Here is an 18,446-nt window from a genome sequence, read left to right as displayed (position 1 = left end):
CAGTTAACGCTCTTCGTGAATCAGGCTACCGGTCAGGATGCAAAACACGCCCATCAAATCGGCATGGCGAATCGTGACGGCGGTTTGCTCATTGACTTTCGGTTTGGCATGGTAAGCAATGCCCAGCGCCGACGCTTTTATCATCAGCAAATCATTGGCACCGTCGCCGATCGCCACGGTCTGCTCTGGAGCAATCTCAAAACGCTTCGCCAGCTTTTTCAACGTTTCTGCTTTGTACTGTGCGTCAACGACAGGACCCAGCACCTCGCCGGTGAGTTTTCCGTCCCGGATTTCCAGTTCATTAGCGGCTATTGCCGCCAGATGCAGCTTATCGCGCAGGAACTCGGCAAAATAGGTGAAGCCACCTGAGGCAATCGCGACCTGCCAGCCCAGCGCCTGTAATTTTTTGGTCAGCGTGGTCAGACCCGGCATTAAGGGCAGTTCGTCGCGCACCTGCTTAAGAATATTGGCATCCGCCCCTTTCAGCGTCGCCACGCGCTGGCGCAGGCTGGCGGTAAAATCCAGCTCGCCGCGCATCGCCCGCTCGGTGACTTCTGCCACCTGCTCGCCGCAGCCCGCCAGTTTGGCTATCTCATCAATACATTCGATTTGGATGGCGGTAGAATCCATGTCCATAACCAGCAGGCCCGGCGTTTTCAGGTGGGGGATTTTCCCCAGCGGCGCTACGTCCAGCGCCAGCTCGTGCGCAAGTTTGCTGGCAAACGGCGTCAGGGAGCCCGCCAGGCGGATAACCTGATAGTCGTCGACGTTCCAGGCGCTGACGATCACCATGGCGGCCCCAAGCTGATGCTGGTAATCGGTCAGACGCTGTTTATCCAGACCGCGGCCATAGAGTAACCAGCCGGTTCGGCCAGCACGGTAATCCAGCGGCATGACTTCATCACCGCTCAGTGAAAGGGGCAACCCCGGCCAGAGAGAGACATCAGCAGGCAGATCGCACCAGGTAAGATGATTTGACATCAGGGCTCCTGTAGGAACAACAAAACCACGCAAGAGGCTACCTTGTCTGCGCTGCTTCTGGCAACATAATATCCAGGCTTTCTGTCGTCACGTGATTCGGATAATTAATGGCTAAAACCGCACTGAAATTTCGCTTACATCGCACGGTGATTGTTTTGATTTCACTGGCGCTGTTAGTGGTGCTTATGCAAGGCGCATCCTGGTTTAGCCTTGGCCATCAAATGGCCCGTTCTGAACAGGCAGAAGAGCTGGCCCAGACGCTGACCCGGCAAGTGGCTTTCAGTCTGAAACCCTTGATGGATAACAGCGAAGACAATCGTAGCCAGATTGAGGCCATCATCAGTCAGATGACCGACAACAGCCGTATTCTGGATGCGTCCGTCTATGCAGGCGATGGCAGCCTGGTGGCGCACAGCGGCGAAAATATCAACGTGCGCGATCGGCTGGCGCTGGATGGCAAGCGCGCGGGCAGTTACTTTAATCATCAAATTGTCCAGCCGCTCAGCGGCAGCAATGGCCCTGCTGGCTTTCTGCGCGTTACGCTGGATACGCACGTGCTGGTCACCGAATCACGCCAGGTGGATAACACCACCAATATTCTGCGCCTGATGATGCTGCTGGCGCTGGCCATTGGCATCATCCTGAGTCGCACGTTACTGCGCGACCGTCGCACGCGCTGGCAGCAGTCTCCGTTTTTGCTCACGGCCAGTACGCCTGTGAAAGAGGATGACGAAGAGGACGAGAAAAAAGACGACGCCGCGAAACCTTCCGCGTGACGGAAGGGTTTACAGGTCAACGTCTGACAGCCCTCTCCTGCTTTCCTTAACGCTTAGCCCAATGTAAAAGGCCCGTTTCACGGGCCTTACTGACGTTGCACTTCGGGCGAGAGTCAGCCTCTGAGCAGCGCCTCCAGCTCTGATAACGTGTTCACCCGCCAGTCGGGTTTAATTGCGTCAGGCAAGGGGCGCGTCCCATGGTCAACCCAACAGGTTTTAATACCGGCATTCATGCCGCCAAGGATATCGGATTCCGGCGTATCGCCGACCATCAGCACCCGATCGCGCGGTGGGTTTCCCAGCTGCGCGAGCGCATAGTCAAAGATTCTGGCGTCAGGCTTAGGCACGCCCACTTCTTCTGACACCACCAGCGCAGAGAAGTAATCAAGAAAGCCGGTACGCTCCAGACGGCGCTGCTGCAGGGCGGTAAAGCCGTTGGTAATGATGCCCATTTTGACGCGGCCGTGCAGCAGCGTCATCAGGCTGTCTGCGCCCTCCAGCGGCAGGCAAATTTCCGCCATCGCTGACAGAAAGCCATCGTTAAGAATGGCCGGCGCCACGCTCAGTTTTTGCCCCCAGCCGGCAAAGCGGCGAGTCTGAAGCTCCAGTGCGGATAACTGGCCATTCTGGTATTCCACCCATAACGGCTTGTTGACCGCCTGGTAATCTGCAAAATCCTGGTCGGTAAACCGGACATCGTACCCGGCAAACAGGCGTTGCAGGCCGGCATACGAATCAAAGTGAAACAGCGTGTCATCTGCATCAAACAGAATGCAATCCCAGTTATCTAACATCGACATTCCTTACAAGCGGCTACAGCGTCAGCGCCATGATCAAGGCATCTTCACGGCCACTGGCACAAGGGTAATAGTTGGTACGGCGGCTGACCTGGTTGAAATCCAGCTGTTCGTACAGCGCGATGGCCGGTGCATTGGACGCACGCACCTCCAGCCACAGCGTCATCACATTGCGTGCAAGCAGTTGATCGATTAAATGCTGCAGCAGCGCCCGCCCGAAGCCGCGCCGTTGATACGCCGGATCGACAGCGATATTAAACAGCGAAGCTTCATCCAGCACCACCTGGGTAATGGCAAAGGCGGCCATCTGGCCCTCGACATCCAGCCGCAGGTTGAGAAACCTCTCGCCCTGGTTGCTGATAAAGGTCTCTTCGCGCCATGGAAACGCATGGCTACGGCACTCAATCGCGAAAGCCTGGGGAATCGCGTCAGGCGTGAGAAAAGAAATGGCTGTCATGTTCACACATTTGTTGCCAGAGCGCGCGCCGGGCGGCACCGCTACTCAGGAGTTCATTGAAAGAGGCGCTCGATAACGCCACGCCGTTAAAGGATTGCTCGCTCTCAACGCCCAGCAACCACCCTGCACAGTTCAACGTTTCCGGCAGCATTTGCAGTTGATCCGGCGTAACGGTCATGACCTGAGTGGGTTTCAGACCGAGCGTGTGCAGAACATCACGCAGGAAAGGCTCCTGCAAACCGGGCGGATTTTCCGCCACGATAATCAGTTGGGTATCCGGCAAAAGCCGCACGGCGATTTCGCCCTGGAGCACGCGCGGGCGGCGCAGTTGATACTGCGTTATCCCCATTTGCTGTAAAAGCCAGTCGCGCCTGGACGTCATGGTATACCTGCTTTGCTCGCGGAATGCGACGCTATGCTAGCAAACCCATCGAACATGCGCCAACAAACCACTATAATCTCCGCTCAGATCTTACAGGAGCCCGACATGTCTGCTTTTACCCCGGCCAGTGAAGTCATTCTGCGCCACAGTGATGAATTTTCCACCCGCCACGTTTTATTTGCTGGCGACCTGCAGGATGACCTGCCCGCACAGCTGGAGACTGCCTCTTCCCGTGTGCATACCCAACAATATCATCACTGGCAAAACCTGAGCCGCCGCCTGGGCGACCAGGCGCGTTATGGACTGGTTGCGCAGGCCGACGATGTGCAGGGTTGCGATACGCTGGTTTACTTCTGGACCAAAAACAAACCTGAAGTGCAGTTTCAGTTGCAGAACCTGCTGTCGTTACTGCCCGTCGGCTGTGATGTGTTTGTCGTCGGTGAGAACCGCAGCGGCGTGCGCAGCGCAGAAGGCATGCTGGAGCAGTGGGTGACCCTGGAAAAAATCGACAGTGCGCGTCGCTGCGGTCTTTATCACGGACGTCTGGAGAAGCAGCCCGCCTTTGATGCTTCGGCCTTTGGCAACCGCTATCAGCTGGATGACCTGACCATCCATACCTTACCTGGCGTTTTCAGCCGCGACGGCCTGGATGCCGGCAGCGCGTTACTGCTTTCAACATTCACGCCCCATACCAAAGGCAAAGTGCTGGATATCGGCTGTGGTGCAGGCGTGATTGCGGCGTCGTTACCGGCGCATTCGCCCAAAGTGCGCCTGTGGTTATGCGATGTCCATGCCGCCGCAATCGAGGCCAGCAAAGCCACCCTGGCCGCTAACGGTCTGGAAGGCGAAGTGTTTGCCAGTAACGTCTTTTCCGATGTCACCGGGCGCTTTGACATGATTATCTCCAACCCGCCGTTTCATGAAGGCACCCAGACCAGCCTGGATGCAGCACAAACGCTGATTCGTGGTGCCGTTAAGCACCTTAACAGCGGCGGAGAACTGCGCATTGTGGCGAATGCCTTCCTGCCTTATCCCCAGGTGCTGGACGAAACCTTTGGCAATCATGAAGTGCTGGCGCAGACCGGTCGCTTCAAAGTTTACCGTGCCGTTTACGGTCGCGGTGCGAAAGCCCGTTAATCTTTTTTCTGCCTTTTTCGCCCTTTTTGCGTGTTGCCAGGCTGAAAACGTTGCTTTTTGCAGCGATCGTTTCCGTCTGGCGAAATATGTGTTGACGCATTGAGTAAAATCTCTAAAATGCGCCTCCGTGGTTGTAATACGGTAACGTATTACGGGTATGCGAAGGTGGCGGAATTGGTAGACGCGCTAGCTTCAGGTGTTAGTGTCTTAACGGACGTGAGGGTTCAAGTCCCTCTCTTCGCACCAAAATCACAGATTTCATATCGCGAGCACTGCGCGAAGGTGGCGGAATTGGTAGACGCGCTAGCTTCAGGTGTTAGTGTCTTAACGGACGTGAGGGTTCAAGTCCCTCTCTTCGCACCAATGCGGTGATATGAAAAGACAACAGGATGCGAAGGTGGCGGAATTGGTAGACGCGCTAGCTTCAGGTGTTAGTGTCTTAACGGACGTGAGGGTTCAAGTCCCTCTCTTCGCACCAACGTTGTCCTCCCTCTCTTTTTCTTCTGCTCCCTTTTTACTGTTACTATCCGGTTAATCTCACGCTAATCGCGGCCAGCACGCTCGCCAGCGCCAGACAGGAAGGCAGTAACACATAATGCCGCATCCGCTGATTAAACAGCATCAGCACTGTCAGCAGTAACGCCACCAACATCATCATACGCCACTGCCCGAAGCTGGGTTGCCACAGCGTCATGGCTGGTATTACCGCACAGGCCAGTACGCCCGCCCATGCACTGTCCAGTTTTATCCCGCGCATCATCGTCTCCTCATCTGTCATCGCTGTCAGGACAGTACCTGATCACATGGATGATAACCATTCCCATTATCATATGATAACTATTCTCAATGCGCAGCTTGTTTTTTGTGGCCCGGCGGGAAGATGACAGAGAAACAAGAAAATGCTAAATTGCGGCTGATTACACAATTTATAACAGCAATATTAAATCTGTCGTTCGGCTGAAATCATTTGCCGGCTTTTGCTTTGTTATTTCAGGGCCGTCACGAGTATTAATAATGAAAATAGAATCTTATGATGAATTGAAACACAGCAAATACCGCCTTTCTTTCATGCTCTTTTTGTTTTTAAACGCTGCAGTTTCACTATTTTGTCTGCTCCCTTTAGCAGAAAACAATGAAACACAAGTTACTTTACCGGTGATTATGGTGGCTTTCTTCAGTATGACGATGCTGGCCACGTGTTTAATAAAGGCAAAACTAAAATTACCCCTGTTAAATCCTGTGGCGTTGATTTTAGGCGGGTTATGGGCGTGGCATATTCAGCACCGCTACCAGTTTGTTTCTTTGACGGATGGTGGATTTCTGATTGTCAGTCTGCTGTGCGTTTTTTTTATCAGTGCGATTGCCTTAAGCGATTATTTAGTGGCGTTTTGTTTGCACATCACGCCCGCAATGCTCACCGTGCTGATGCTGGATCACGGACAGCATTTGCCCTTGATTTTATTGACCATTGCCCTGCCGCTGATCGGGTTTTCTTTACAACATTTAATGCGCCGACGTTCGGAAGATTTTACACTGCGCTTAATGTATCAATTATATGAAGAGAAAGAATCGTTTAGCGATCTCAGTATGCTCGATCCGTTAACCGGTTTATATAACCGCCGCGGACTGAAGAACCGCCTTGATAACATTCTGGATAATCATGCGGGTAGCCATTATGTGTTATTGCTTGATATCGACCATTTTAAGGCCTACAACGATAATTACGGCCACGCGATGGGCGATCAGGCGCTGGCCCGCGTTTCCGTCGCTATTCGTGACGCCGTTCGGTCACGTGATGTGGTAACCCGTTATGGCGGCGAAGAATTTCTTGTGCTGATGACCAATGTGAATGCCTCGATTGCCATGAAACTGGCTGAACGTATTCGGCAATATGTCGTCAACCTGGAAATACCGCATATGTTTAATGAGCGCGTTTCTACGCATGTGACTATCAGCGCAGGCATTGCCCCTATTTACGATGATGAATTTGATCAGGCGGTTGCGAACGCCGACCGTGCGCTTTACGTGGCAAAAAATCAGGGGCGCAATACCATCCTCGCCTGGGAAGATCTCCCCGTACTTCACAACACCGTCAGCGAGATCGGCTAACCGCCGTGCCGGGTCGCAGGACCACCAGCCGTCGGCACGTACATCACCGGGGGCTGTCTGTCCCCGGCCTGACGGCCATAGCTCTCTGTTAACGTACCGTTATGCATTCTGTTACCTATTCTTTCGCTCTGCCGTTTACACCACCGCGGGCTTATGGCAATTTCTACGCCTTCGATTAGTCGGGAGTAAAAAATGAGCCTGGAGTCTGTACGCCAGTTTTTTGCCGAGCGTGCGCCGGAAATAGACATCATTGAGATGCCATACAGTACGGCAACGGTAGAAATGGCGGCACGTGTTCACGGTGTTGAACCGGGACAAATTGCGAAAACGCTGTCACTCAAAGTGAAAAATGAGGTGATCCTGGTGGTCACACGCGGTGATGCACGGTTAGATAATCGTAAGCTGAAAGCGGTGATGGGTGCGAAAGCGCGCATGCTGAGTGTGGACGAAGTGATTAACTGGACCGGGCATCCTGTGGGCGGCGTCTGCCCTTTTGGCCTGGAAAACCCGGTGACCGTGTATTGCGATATCTCGTTAAAAAGCTTTGATGAAGTGTTGCCTGCCGCAGGATCGATTCACAGCGCTGTCCGCATTTCGCCGCAGCAAATGGCTGAACTCACTGCGGCAAAATGGGTAGATGTCTGTGAAACGCGCTAGTGCGTCTGCTTTGCCACCGTTCCCGAAATTGTCATGCCGCGCGTTTCCCGGCCAAAGGCGACAAACAGGCAAATCAATACTGCCACCGTCCCGGCTACAATGGCCATACCGAGACCGTAATTGCCGCCATGCGCTTCAGCAATGCGCGACTGCAGCGTCGCGTTGACGGACGCAATGAGATTCCCCAACTGATAAACAAAGCCGGGCAACACTGCTCTTGCGTTTCCCGGAACCAGTTCGTTCAGGTAAGTCGGGATCACGCCCCAGGCGCCCTGCACCATAAACTGCATCAGGAAGGCGCCAAGTCCAATCGTCCAGGAACCGCTGGAAAAGGCCCACAACGGCAACACAGGCAGCGTCAGCAGCGCCGCGATAATAATGGCTCGCTTGCGCCCAATGCGTTCTGACAGCGTACCGAAGAAAATGCCCCCCAGCATCGCAGCGATGTTGTAGGCGATAGCAATAATACTGACCGTGTGCGCATCAAACTGATGCTGCACTTTGAGGAAAGTCGGATACAGATCCTGCGTGCCGTGGCTGAAAAAGTTAAAACAGGCCATCAGCAGCACCATGTAAATACATATTTTCCAGTGCTGGCGCAGGACGGGCATCAGGGCACTGCTTTCTTTACGTTCACGCGCGGCCAGCCAGACCGGGGATTCCGGGACTTTAAAGTAGATGAACGGCAACAACAGAATCGGGACAGCGCCGATAAGAAACATGCCGCGCCAGCCTACCATGTCGAAAACCAGACCGAACACAATGGACGCCAGCAAATAGCCACAGGGATAACCCGCCTGGAACAGTCCCGACATCAGACCGCGTGAACGATCGGGTATCGTCTCCATCGCCAGCGAGGATGCCACGCCCCAGATTCCGCCCATGGCAATACCGTAGAAAACACGAAAGGCCAGAAATGCGGTGAAGGTGGGTGACCAGGCGGACAACAGCTCAAACGCCGAGAAAAAGACGATATTCAGCATCAGGATGGGCTTGCGGCCATATTTTTCCGCCATCCGGCCAAACAGTAAGGCACCCAGCGGGCGCACCGCCAGCGTCAGCATGATAGCGACCGACACGTCGGTGACGGAATTATGGAAGTACTGAGCAAGATTACTCAGGACAAACACCAGAATAAAAAAGTCGAAAGCGTCCAGCGTCCAACTGGCAAAACAGGCGAAAGCCACATTGCGCTGGGTCGATGTCCAGTCAAGCATACAAGTCTCCTCTCTGAGACACTCTGGCGCTCCGCCCAAAAATTTTCTGGTGGCTAACGAAGAGTGATGTGATTGTTAATCAAATGTATACATCATGTTTAGGAGGAGAGCGTATTGCGTAATTGTGAGGCAGTGGATCAGGCTGTAAGAAAGCGTGTCTGACTTTCTGCCAGCAGGTCAGGCGACGAATCGCCTGTACGTTATTCAGGAAGATGTTGAAATGCCGACTCAATGATGGACAGCAAAAGAGCGTTATCCACACTGTGCAGCACATGTACCAGCGCACCGCTGTCCGGTGGGATACCGACATCCAGCCGCAGGGGTTGACGATAACGCCAGCTTTTCCCGCGTGTGGCTCCCGGACGGAGCTCAATATCGACCCGGTAATCCGTGCCCCAGGCGACACGCTGATTAAGCAACCAGGCGACAACCAGCGCGTCATGAATCCAGCAACCTGGCAGATGCCGGGTCTGCATTGAATAATCTATCCAGGGCTGCAACGTTTCCCGCACAAAACGGGTCAGCGGATGAGCGTGCCGGGTAAGACGTTTGAGATCGGCCTGGGTCAGCATGGTTTGTGTTGTCACATCCATCGGCACCAGGGTAATGGCGGCACCGCTGTGCAACACCTGATGAGCCGCCTCGGGATCCACACCGAAATTCGTGTCTTTGATGTAGTCTTCCAGCGCAAAGACACCCCCCATAATCACAATCTCGGCTACCGATTCGGCCATTGCGGGAAAACGCTGCATGGCCAGCGCCACATTGGTCAACGGGCCAATCGCAATCAGGGTGATCTCGCCGGGATTATCACAGATGAGCTGCCCCATCGCCTCAGCAGCATCGTTTCCGTCAGCCGGTAATGCCGCAGGCTGAGGAACGCCCTGCCATAACGCCATCAGGTCGAGTTGTTCGACCCGCTTATCCAGTAGCGCGCGCCAGGGCGCAGGGTCTTCGCACAACGCCCGCGTAGCCCCCTGTACGACAGGAACCGCACAGCCCAGCCGCGCCATTAAGTCTTTAGCGACTCGTGCACCGACATCACTCGGGGTATTCCCGGCGACCGTCGTAATTAACTCCAGCGAGAGCCCTGGTGAGGCTAACGCCAGGGAAAGGGCCAGGCCATCATCAGTATTGGCCCCGGCAATCCCGTTCCCCGGATCGCAATCAATAATCAGTCTTTTCATTAGGTCGCTTTATTTGTTTTGTTCTGATGGCCGACAGCCACAAGATTCACCAATCTCAAGTTGGTGTGGGAATGCTTCAATCCGTGCCTCGCCATTCCACGCTTTCAGCATATGAATCGCACAGCGAGCCATCTCTTTAACCGGCTGGCGCACGGTGGTTAATGCCGGAACATGGTAGGCGGATTGATCGGTTCCGTTAAAACAGACCAGGGCCACATCGTCCGGCACACGAAGACCATGCTGGCTGAAGGCGCGAATGCAGCCAATCGCCTGACCTTCGTTGCTGGCAAACAGGGCGCGCGGCACCCGTTTACTGGCAATCATACGTAAAGCAGCCTGATAGCCGCCCTCACGTGTATAGGTTGCGGGGAAAATATTGGCATCATCGGCTGGCAAACCATACGCCCGCAGCGCATCGCGCCAGCCCTGAATACGATCCTGCGCATTCAGCATGTCCCGGGGACCGCTGATCATCCCGACCTGCTGATAGCCATGGCTGAGTAAATGCGACGTCACCTGAAACGCCGCGTCACGCTCATCTACCCGCAGCATGCTGACACCGGGTTGTGGGTCGACCCGATCCAGCATGACCAGCGGTGTCCCGCTGGCTTTGATGATATCGATGAAAGGATGGCGATCGACACTGGTGTAAAACAGACCGTCGACCTGACGGTTCAGCAGCCCCTGAATCAGCTCCAGTTCACGCTTGCGATCGTCGCCGGCATCACCCAGCAGCATCACATGGCCGTGGTTGAGCGACTCCTGAAGCAGCATATGCGCCATGGAGGCGACGAAGGGGTTACTGATATTGGGCACCACCAGACCAAACGTTTTGGTATTCCCTGACGCCAGGGCACGCGCGGCGGCATTCGGGCGATAGCCGGTCTGCTCTATTGCCGCCAGTACCCGTTGCCGGGTCGCGTCCGCGACCGGACGCGGGCCATTATTGATGACATAACTCACCACAGCGACGGAGGTCCCGGCAGCTTTAGCAACGTCACTCCGCGTCACGGCGGTTTTCACCTGTTTCGCCACTTCCCCTTCCTCACTTAACGTGCACTGCCTTTAGCATAGCCTGTTTCAGATAGCGTCCTCTGGCAGGTTAAGGTCGCGCCCACGTGTTTCCGGTGCCACAAACGTAGTCAGGAAACCAATCGTGGCCATCACGGAAAAATAGACGGCGATAGACCACCAGTGTCCGGTATAAGAGAGCATGGCCGCCGCTACTAACGGGGCGGTGCCGCCTGAAATAATAGAACCCAGCTCTTTCGCGACCGCCATCTTGGTATAACGGTGATTCACGCCGAACATCTCCACGCCCCAGGCCGCCTGTACGCCAAAGATGCCCAGAGAAGCCAGCGCCATGCCGACCACAATCACCGGAATCACGATGGCCGGTTCACGCGTATCCAGCAGGGTAAAAGCAGGCCAGGCATAGATCATCAGCAGCAGGCAGAACATGCGATAGACCACACGGCGACCAAAACGGTCAGACAGCCAGCCTGCAAACGGAATAATCAGGAACCCCAGCAATGAGGCGATAAACACCGCCGTGGTGGGCACGGATTTATCTACCATCAGCACCTTGGCGACATAGCCCACAATAAAGCCCTGGGCCAGATAAGAGGGGCCGTTTTCACCGATGCGCAGCCCGACCATTGTCCAGAAGGCACGTGTGCGCTGAAAGAACGGGCGTGTATCCGCTTCAGAACGATGCGCGGCAATCACCTGGGCGCGCGTTTCGGCAAGCTCTGCTTTCTTACGCTCGAATACCGGTGTTTCACGCAGATTACGACGGATCCACAAGGCCACCAGAGCGATCACCGCACTGCTCAGGAACGGAATGCGCCATCCCCACTCCAGCAGACTCTGCTTGTCCATTTGCACCACCAGCAGCCAGACCAGCGAGGCCAGCAACGTGCCGCTGTTAGAGCCGAGTGCAATGACCGATGACACCAGGCCACGGCGCCTGACCGGTGCATATTCACCCAGCATAACGGTTCCGCCTGAGAGTTCGGCGCCCGCCCCAAAGCCCTGACTGAAGCGTAACAGCACCAGGCAGGCCGGCGCCCAGATGCCAATCGAAGCATAGCTGGGAATCAGCCCAATCAACGTGGTGGAGGCGCCCATCAGGATAATGGTGGTGACCATGACGACCTTGCGGCCTTTACGATCGCCCAGCCAGCCGAAAAACAGGGCACCGATCGGACGGGCAATAAACCCAACGGACCAGGTGGCAAAACTGGCAAGCAGTGCCATCGCGGGCGTTTGTTCGGGGAAAAAGACATCACCAAAAATGATGCCCGCAGCCAGGCCATAGAGCGCAAAATCTGCATACTCCATTGCCGTGCCTAACCAACAGGAAACCGTAGCGCGCCAAAAATCTTTGCGGCCGGCTGAGGTGTTAAACCGCTCATCTGCGGCGGAGGTTGAAGGCAGTGATGCCTGTGTCGTAACGGAGTGCTGTGCCGTCATAAACGCTGTCCCTTGAAAATATGCAGATAGATAAATGCCATTCCGAGAGACAATTCCCTGACTGTAAGCAGAAGAATCGCTCTGGTGGCGACATTCAGTTGGCTAACCATGATGAAAGGAAAGTTAAAAGATTCCCTGGTGTTGGAATCCGCAGTATCGCGAGCTTCGCCGCTGTATTTTTCAGCGGTCGTATAAGTCTGGCGAATGTAACTTGTTCCTCGATCGGCCTACCGTGCATCGGGCACCGAGAGCAATCACTGGAAGCTAGTTTATCTACGCGCGTAGATAAATCAATAGCACTTGAGAAAATTTGTTAGATTTTCTTTAGTATCAAGCTGCATCAGATGCTATTTTTAACGCAAAATCAGAGAGTTAATTGTAACCTGACGCGCAAAAAAACAGCATAACGCTAGACCCGGTTCACTTTTCTTTTATCATTAAGCCAAACTGGCCGTCAGAACCTTTCATCAGATGCTGTTGTCGCATACTGGTGTGACTGCAAAATGACAACGCACCACGTTTGTATCGCGTACAGTCGCGCAGAGCCCTGTCCGCACCTGACCTGGAGGACGCTGTTTACACGTTATGACCATTATCCTGATGCGACACGGCAAACCCGCCCACCCTTTTGCCCGCCGTTTGAGTGCGCAGGGCATGGCGGACTGGTGCGAAGCCTATGATCTTTCGCTGGTCAGCGATGGGCCGCCTGAGCGCAGCATCAATATCGCGCGCAACGCCGCGGTTGTCGTCTGCAGTCCGTTACCCCGCGCCCACTCATCGCTGGCGCACCTGGGGCTGCGCCCCCATCATGTCGATGCGCTGTTCAGTGAAGTCGGCATTCCGCTGCTGCGGGCCGATCGCCTTCAGTTACCCACCTTTGTCTGGCAGGCCATTCTGCGTGCGATGTGGTTGTGTGGTTACGCGGGCGAGACCGAATCACTGCAACATGCGCGCGCACGGGCGTCGCGCGCCGCAGAAAGGCTGATCGCCTTATCGGAGAAAGGCACGGTTTTATTGCTGGGTCACGGCATTATGAACAAAATGATTGCCCGCGAACTGCGTAAGCGTGGCTGGCAGGCCGAAAAGCATGCCAGCAGCCGTCACTGGAGTTCCGCGATTTATCATCGCCCGTTTATTTAATCGATTTGGAAGTAGCTCAGCGTTTCATAACCCGCGCCCACTTCTGCGGTCACCACCACGGTCTGGCGCATCAAATCAATCACGCTTAACGTCTTATTGTCATCATGCGTGATCAGCAGCTTTTTTTTGTCCGGGCTGAAACAGCCATCGAGCGGTTGTCCAGCCAGCGTGATTCGCCCCAGCGGATTAAGCAACTCGTCAAACAGTGTCACAGTCGGCTCCTGATCACCCATTGCCATAAGGTAGTCCCCGTCCGGACTAAAGCGCACTTTCTGGCAGGGATGCTGATGATCGGGCAAAGCCAGCCTCTGGCGGATACGATGACTCTGGCGATCCACCACATACAGCAAGGGCGCATCGGCGGCGCTGGCGATCAGGTAGGGATGTTTGGGGGAAGCTGTCAGACCCGAAACGGGGCCCGGCATAAGCACCGTATCAATGACGCGCCCTTCCGCCTCACAGAGATCCACCACGGTGATAGTGGCGTCCTGCTCGTTGTCGGTAAATAATTTGCGGCCGCTCGGAGAGAGCGTCAGGCGATGGGTATTATCCAGCGGAATGGGAATGGTCTTTTCAACACGATGCGTCTGCGGGTCGATCACCACGACGGCCGTTGGATTCTCGCAACACAAATAGACTTTGCCATCCCGCCCTAACTGACCGCTGTGGGGCGCTTTAGACGGCGACAGATCAATGTAGTCGGTAATTTCCCGCCGTCGAAGATCAATTACGGCGACTTTGTGCCCGGGATGCGGGAGTTCACTTCGCATCGCATCGCCGTACAAGGGCAAAAAAGCTTTTCCCCAGGGCGCAAGCATCAGCAGTTCATGCAGCCGCGTCGGAATCACGTCCACGGCCTGGCTGACGGCAAACGTGTCGGGATCGAGAAACAGCGCACGGCGGGTTTGTCTGTCGATCGCCAGTAATCCTCGAGAGTCAAACGACATGGCATCTCCTTTATCATCGGTAAGCTTAAAGCGTAGACAAGGGTTATCGGGCTGCGTACACCTGAGAATTGATAAAATATGCTAAATAATTTTTTTATCCCGATTTAGCCTGTATCCCTTTGACAGCTTCACAGTGTATCGGTTTTTTTTGAAGTTAAATGTTCAGCATGGCGACAGACTCAGTTTGTCATAAACAAATAAACCATTAGCGTGAATAAATATTTATTTTTGTTTCCGGCTGAGCGTTATTTCCGTTTTATCCTAAAGTGTTTATCAGGCATAGCGAATGACTACATTGTGTTCTATTAAATAATCTGGCGTGGTTGATTTCGCCTGTTCAAAACGTCGTTGCCACATGCCATCGTCACATCACCCGGCAAGACGAATAAGCATTGCAGTACAGCGATGCCTGCTTTTATAGCGGTTCAGATACAGGCTGGCAGTTAAGCACGTTATTTTGACGACCGGCATAAAACACAATAACCAAAATAACAGGTGAAATATGACTTCGCATCGCCGTTCTTTGCTTCCGCTCTGGCGCCATTGGGAAAAACTCGCCTTCACCAGCCGTATGCTGCTGACGATGAAACAGCACCGTGCCCTCAGTGCGCCAGAATATGATCCTGGCCTTGAACACGATGTGGAACTGACCGCGGTGCCTAAGTCACTGCCTGCCATTGCCAGAACGGTCTGGCTCTATTGGCCTGGCGAACGGTTACCTGCCTCTGTCGCCTTAACAATTCGCAAACTTCGTCGCGATAATCCGGATCATGATGTTCATCTGGTGACTCCGCAAACGCTGAGTCATTGGCTGCCTGAGTTGCAGTTCATCTCTTCAGATCTGACGCAGGCGCTAAAAAACGACATCATCCGGCTGGAACTGCTGCTCCGTTATGGCGGCATCAGCATTGATTGTCATACCTTACTGTTTGAAGATCTGACGTGGATACATCAGGCCCACAGCCTCAGCCCCAGGGATTTGATCGGCTATTACCGCCAGGAATCCACCTGTCATTCACTCAGGCCGGTGATTGATACCAGCGTTCTCGCCGCGCCCGTCCAAAACCCGTTTATCCGGGAATGGCTCAAACAACTGGCACCGGTAAAATATGTCGGTATGCATAACTATCTACTGGAGTTAAAGAAACGCAGTGACTTCCCTGCGCTGAGACAAAACCTCAGCCATCCTGACAGTGAGCTGCCGTCGCTGGCCCACCAGCTGGCGATGGACGAACATCGTCGGGTCAATTTCTTTTTGCGTAAAGCCGAAGCGAGCGCCGGGTATTATCACAGGGTTGATGCCGGTAACAGCACGGCGTTTGTCCGCTGTGTTTTATTCCAGCAACGTCCTCTGACGCCTCCTCCGGTGATCAAACTGAGTGCCCGCGAACGCACACATCTTGATTTCAACCTTAAGCTGCGCTTTTACAATCGCTCCAGCCTGATAGGTGAAGTCATGCATCAAACTCTGTCGTCGCCCGCCAGACTGCTGGCCCCCCAGGAGCAACGCGCGTAATCCGTCACGGGTTCTTCAGCATTCGCGATGGCGTGTTTTTATCTGTTGGCAATGTGAATCTGCCGCCAAAATGGCGGCAGACAGGTTGCAGCCTGATGACAGCCAAGCTAGATTGAGCCGCAATTTAATGAAAATGTCCCCCTCAGAAGAGACAGGTTCACATAATAAGAGGATGTGACGTTGCCCGAATTCGTGTCAGTGCTCCTTTTTCTGACCGCGATTGCTGTTTATTCCTGTAAAGCAGGCCGAAACAGAATCTGGTTTTGCCTCGTCCTGGTGTTGCTCATGCTGTTTGTCGTGCTGAATGCCACGCTGTTTGCCAGCAATTATTTTACGGGCGAGGGCATTACCGATGCCGTGGTGTATACACTGACAAACAGCCTGACCGGTGCGGGCCTGAGCAAATATGTTGTACCCGGCCTTGGCCTGCTTATCGTGCTGTTTTTACTCTTTTGCGCCTTATCATGGCTGCTCCGACGCCGTAAGCGCCCTTTTCACCCTGGCTGGAGCCTGGTCGCATTTATCTGCGCCGCCGGTGCGGTGCAGACCACGCCGGCTTTTCATCAGGTCAGCACACTGATCACCTCTTACTCACTGCGGGACGACTCTGACTTCGACACCGTTTATAAGGTGCCGAAGAACCGCATTGAGCGGCCTGCGCTTAATGTCGTGTATATCTACGCTGAAAGCCTGGAGCGCACCTATTTCGACCAGATGGCCTTTCCGGGTCTGGCCCCCGAATTGAATCGCGAGAAAGAGCAAAGCCTGGACTTCAGTCAGACCGAACAACTGCCCGGCACGGATTACACCATTGCCGGTATGGTCGCATCGCAATGCGGCATTCCCCTTTTTGCCCCTTTCGACGGCAATGCCTCCGCTTCCCTTTCCAGCTTTTATCCACAAAATATCTGCCTGGGCGATATCCTGAAGAACTCGGGCTATGAGAACTGGTTTATTCAGGGGGCCGATTTACGCTTTGCAGGCAAAGATGTCTTTTTGCATTCCCACGGTTTCGATGCCGCACATATGTACGGTGCACAGGAGCTAAAAGATCAGGTGCGCGATCCCACGTACCGCAATAACTGGGGATATTATGACGACACGGTGCTGGATAAGGTTTACGACACTTATGCCTCGCTGTCACGCCAGCAAAAACGGTTTGCGCTGTTTGCGCTCACCGTCGACACGCACCATCCCGACGGTTTTATTTCTCGCGGTTGCCAGCGCAAAAGCTATAGCTATGCGGGCAAACCCAACCAGTCGTTCAGCGCGGTGTCCTGCTCACAGGAACATATCGCCCGACTGATCGCCCGTATCAAAGCGTCCCCGTGGTTCGCTGACACGGTGATTGTGGTTGCCTCCGATCATCTGGCGATGAACAATACCGCGCACCCTTTTCTGATAACGCATCCCCGCCACGATTTGTTTATGGTGATTCGCGGCGATCGGCCTGAGACCGACGTGATTGATATGAAACGCAGTACGCTGGATAACGGCGCCACGTTGCTGGATATCCTGGGCGGGGATAATGCGATTGGCCTGGGCCGCAGCAGTCTGTCAGCGGTGTCGTTATCCAGTCAGTTTGAGGACATGAAAACCAAAGTCTTAAACTGGAAGCCCGATATTATTCAGCTCTGGAATTTTCCCAGCAAAATCGACAGTTTTATTATCAATCAGGCAAAAAATACTTTCAGCTTTTCCGGAACCAGCTTTAAATTGCCGATTCTGTTGCGCGTAACAGATAAACATGTAGAGCCGCTGCCGGAAGGAGAATACTCCGCGCCGTTGCGTTTCCAGCTGGCCGATTTCAAAGCAGATGAGAAGTTTATCTGGGTCGATCGCTGTTTCAAAATGGGCCGCATCTGGCAACCTTCTCTGGCACTGTCCGGTGACTGGTGCGTTGCGATGGGGCAACCTGCGGGTCAGCCCACCGTCACACGCGTTGATACGCCTCAGTGGAAAGGTCAAGCCCGGTTTCCGGCAGCCCCCCTCAGCAATGCCCGCTACCAACTTGCTATGGCACAGCTGCGCATCGAAGATAATGCGATTCGTTATGACGCTGAAAGCTTTCTGTTTGCGATCCCCGGCGCGCCAGCCAGTGTGAAGCAGTTTAGCGGCATTTCGCGCCAGGAAAGTTGGGGACGCTGGTCGAATGCCCGTCTTGCCCCCGACGTGACGATTGAGTTTGTCGATCCGTTACCCGCGCACTTTGATCTGGTGATCACCGCTCGTGCCTACGGTCCGAACATCCACCGGCCAATACCGGTCAGGGTGGGCGATACTGAGCAGTTGCTGACGCTGGGGGAGATTCCCTCTACCCATACGCTACGTTTTGACAATCCTGAAGGAAGCCACCGGTTAACGCTCTCGCCGCCCGAGCCGCAACTCAGTAACCTCAACAATATCGCCGGACAAGATCCGCGTAAACTCGGTATTGGTCTGGTCGAGCTCAAGGTCGTTTCCCTTCCCTGAGTGGTCATGCCACTGACGTTGGCTGCCGGCATTGAAATGGCGATGTCGGCAGCAGCAAAGCGCTCATCTTTTTGCGAAGCGCCACGCAAAAAAATGATTATTACCTGTTTAACTAATTGATATTTTTGGATTTAATCCGCAAGATATTGCCTCTGTACTGTGACTGTTTCGGCTTGCCTGTCATGATGCCATCACG

At 54.2% G+C, this 18,446-nt stretch carries 17 protein-coding genes and 3 tRNA genes; 10 read left to right on the top strand and 10 right to left on the bottom strand.

Annotation, left to right across the window (positions count from 1 at the left end):
- Positions 1-3: 3 nt before the first annotated feature.
- Positions 4-981 carry a phosphoserine phosphatase gene (gene serB / locus C7434_RS12875; protein WP_033740188.1) on the bottom strand — a complete coding sequence of 326 codons (978 nt, stop codon included), beginning with the start codon at positions 979-981 and terminating at the stop codon, positions 4-6.
- 107 nt (positions 982-1,088) lie between these two features.
- Between serB and C7434_RS12870 the strand changes: the two genes are divergently transcribed.
- Positions 1,089-1,757, top strand: coding sequence for a YtjB family periplasmic protein (locus C7434_RS12870; protein ID WP_033740187.1), 669 nt, complete (start codon positions 1,089-1,091; stop codon positions 1,755-1,757).
- Positions 1,758-1,870: 113 nt separating this feature from the next.
- On the opposite strand, the gene yjjG is transcribed toward C7434_RS12870, so the two are convergent.
- Genes yjjG through C7434_RS12855 form a run of 3 tightly spaced genes read right to left on the bottom strand, consistent with a single transcriptional unit; the run spans position 1,871 to position 3,393 of the window.
- Positions 1,871-2,551, bottom strand: coding sequence for a pyrimidine 5'-nucleotidase (yjjG, locus tag C7434_RS12865; protein ID WP_006121835.1), 681 nt, complete (start codon positions 2,549-2,551; stop codon positions 1,871-1,873).
- Positions 2,552-2,570: 19 nt separating this feature from the next.
- Positions 2,571-3,011 carry a ribosomal protein S18-alanine N-acetyltransferase gene (rimI, locus tag C7434_RS12860; RefSeq protein ID WP_033740186.1) on the bottom strand — a complete coding sequence of 147 codons (441 nt, stop codon included), beginning with the start codon at positions 3,009-3,011 and terminating at the stop codon, positions 2,571-2,573.
- Positions 2,983-3,393, bottom strand: a complete 411-nt coding sequence (locus C7434_RS12855; protein WP_006121833.1) for a DNA polymerase III subunit psi — start codon at positions 3,391-3,393, stop codon at positions 2,983-2,985. The genes rimI and C7434_RS12855 overlap by 29 nt, the downstream gene beginning before the upstream one ends.
- 105 nt (positions 3,394-3,498) lie before the next feature.
- Between C7434_RS12855 and rsmC the strand changes: the two genes are divergently transcribed.
- The 4 genes from rsmC (at position 3,499) to C7434_RS12835 (ending at position 5,008) form a co-directional block, all read left to right on the top strand.
- Positions 3,499-4,530 (top strand): 16S rRNA (guanine(1207)-N(2))-methyltransferase RsmC, encoded by a 1,032-nt coding sequence (gene rsmC, locus C7434_RS12850; RefSeq protein ID WP_054634539.1) that lies wholly within the window; start codon positions 3,499-3,501, stop codon positions 4,528-4,530.
- 159 nt (positions 4,531-4,689) lie between these two features.
- Positions 4,690-4,776 (top strand) — tRNA-Leu (locus C7434_RS12845).
- 30 nt (positions 4,777-4,806) lie between these two features.
- Positions 4,807-4,893, top strand: a tRNA-Leu gene (locus tag C7434_RS12840).
- A 28-nt stretch (positions 4,894-4,921) separates the two neighbouring features.
- A tRNA-Leu gene (locus tag C7434_RS12835) sits at positions 4,922-5,008 on the top strand.
- Between the two features lie 45 nt (positions 5,009-5,053).
- On the opposite strand, the gene C7434_RS12830 is transcribed toward C7434_RS12835, so the two are convergent.
- Positions 5,054-5,287 carry a DUF1435 family protein gene (locus C7434_RS12830; protein ID WP_006121831.1) on the bottom strand — a complete coding sequence of 78 codons (234 nt, stop codon included), beginning with the start codon at positions 5,285-5,287 and terminating at the stop codon, positions 5,054-5,056.
- A gap of 257 nt (positions 5,288-5,544) precedes the next feature.
- Here C7434_RS12830 and C7434_RS12825 point away from each other — a divergent pair, with 257 nt between their 5' ends.
- Positions 5,545-6,639, top strand: a complete 1,095-nt coding sequence (locus tag C7434_RS12825) for a diguanylate cyclase (protein WP_039338799.1) — start codon at positions 5,545-5,547, stop codon at positions 6,637-6,639.
- Positions 6,640-6,831: 192 nt separating this feature from the next.
- Complete coding sequence (locus C7434_RS12820; RefSeq protein WP_033740183.1) at positions 6,832-7,296, top strand: YbaK/EbsC family protein; 465 nt, start codon at positions 6,832-6,834, stop codon at positions 7,294-7,296.
- On the opposite strand, the gene C7434_RS12815 is transcribed toward C7434_RS12820, so the two are convergent.
- The 4 genes from C7434_RS12815 to C7434_RS12800 all read right to left on the bottom strand — a co-directional run bounded on the left by C7434_RS12815 (position 7,293) and on the right by C7434_RS12800 (position 12,175).
- The gene (locus C7434_RS12815; RefSeq protein ID WP_033740181.1) at positions 7,293-8,513 is read right to left on the bottom strand and encodes an MFS transporter; all 1,221 of its coding nucleotides are present in this window, start codon (positions 8,511-8,513) and stop codon (positions 7,293-7,295) included. The genes C7434_RS12820 and C7434_RS12815 overlap by 4 nt on opposite strands.
- A 200-nt stretch (positions 8,514-8,713) precedes the next feature.
- Positions 8,714-9,700, bottom strand: a complete 987-nt coding sequence (locus C7434_RS12810; protein WP_033740179.1) for a nucleoside hydrolase — start codon at positions 9,698-9,700, stop codon at positions 8,714-8,716.
- 9 nt (positions 9,701-9,709) lie between these two features.
- Entirely contained in the window at positions 9,710-10,735 is a 1,026-nt protein-coding gene (locus C7434_RS12805) for a LacI family DNA-binding transcriptional regulator (protein ID WP_033740178.1), read from the bottom strand.
- Positions 10,736-10,780: 45 nt separating this feature from the next.
- A complete protein-coding gene (locus C7434_RS12800) occupies positions 10,781-12,175 on the bottom strand; it encodes an MFS transporter (protein ID WP_006121824.1) in 1,395 nt (464 codons plus the stop codon).
- Between the two features lie 585 nt (positions 12,176-12,760).
- On the opposite strand from C7434_RS12800, the gene C7434_RS12795 reads away from it, so the two are divergent.
- On the top strand, positions 12,761-13,315 hold the full coding sequence (locus C7434_RS12795; protein ID WP_033740177.1) for a histidine phosphatase family protein: 555 nt from the start codon (positions 12,761-12,763) through the stop codon (positions 13,313-13,315).
- On the opposite strand, the gene C7434_RS12790 is transcribed toward C7434_RS12795, so the two are convergent.
- Positions 13,312-14,262, bottom strand: coding sequence for a YncE family protein (locus C7434_RS12790; RefSeq protein ID WP_033740176.1), 951 nt, complete (start codon positions 14,260-14,262; stop codon positions 13,312-13,314). The two genes, C7434_RS12795 and C7434_RS12790, sit on opposite strands and share 4 nt — an antisense overlap.
- Before the next feature lie 502 nt (positions 14,263-14,764).
- Between C7434_RS12790 and C7434_RS12785 the strand changes: the two genes are divergently transcribed.
- Both C7434_RS12785 and opgB read left to right on the top strand, forming a co-directional pair.
- Positions 14,765-15,778 carry a capsular polysaccharide synthesis protein gene (locus C7434_RS12785; protein WP_033740175.1) on the top strand — a complete coding sequence of 338 codons (1,014 nt, stop codon included), beginning with the start codon at positions 14,765-14,767 and terminating at the stop codon, positions 15,776-15,778.
- 180 nt (positions 15,779-15,958) lie between these two features.
- Complete coding sequence (gene opgB / locus C7434_RS12780) at positions 15,959-18,250, top strand: phosphatidylglycerol--membrane-oligosaccharide glycerophosphotransferase (RefSeq protein WP_033740174.1); 2,292 nt, start codon at positions 15,959-15,961, stop codon at positions 18,248-18,250.
- The last annotated feature ends 196 nt before the right edge of the window (positions 18,251-18,446 follow it).

Origin of the sequence: Pantoea sp. PNA 14-12, from assembly GCF_004364735.1 — a bacterium.
GTDB classification, from domain to species: Bacteria; Pseudomonadota; Gammaproteobacteria; order Enterobacterales; family Enterobacteriaceae; genus Pantoea; species Pantoea stewartii.
The sequence above is the reverse complement of the archived record's forward strand: the minus strand, read 5'-3'. Positions and strand labels throughout refer to the sequence as shown.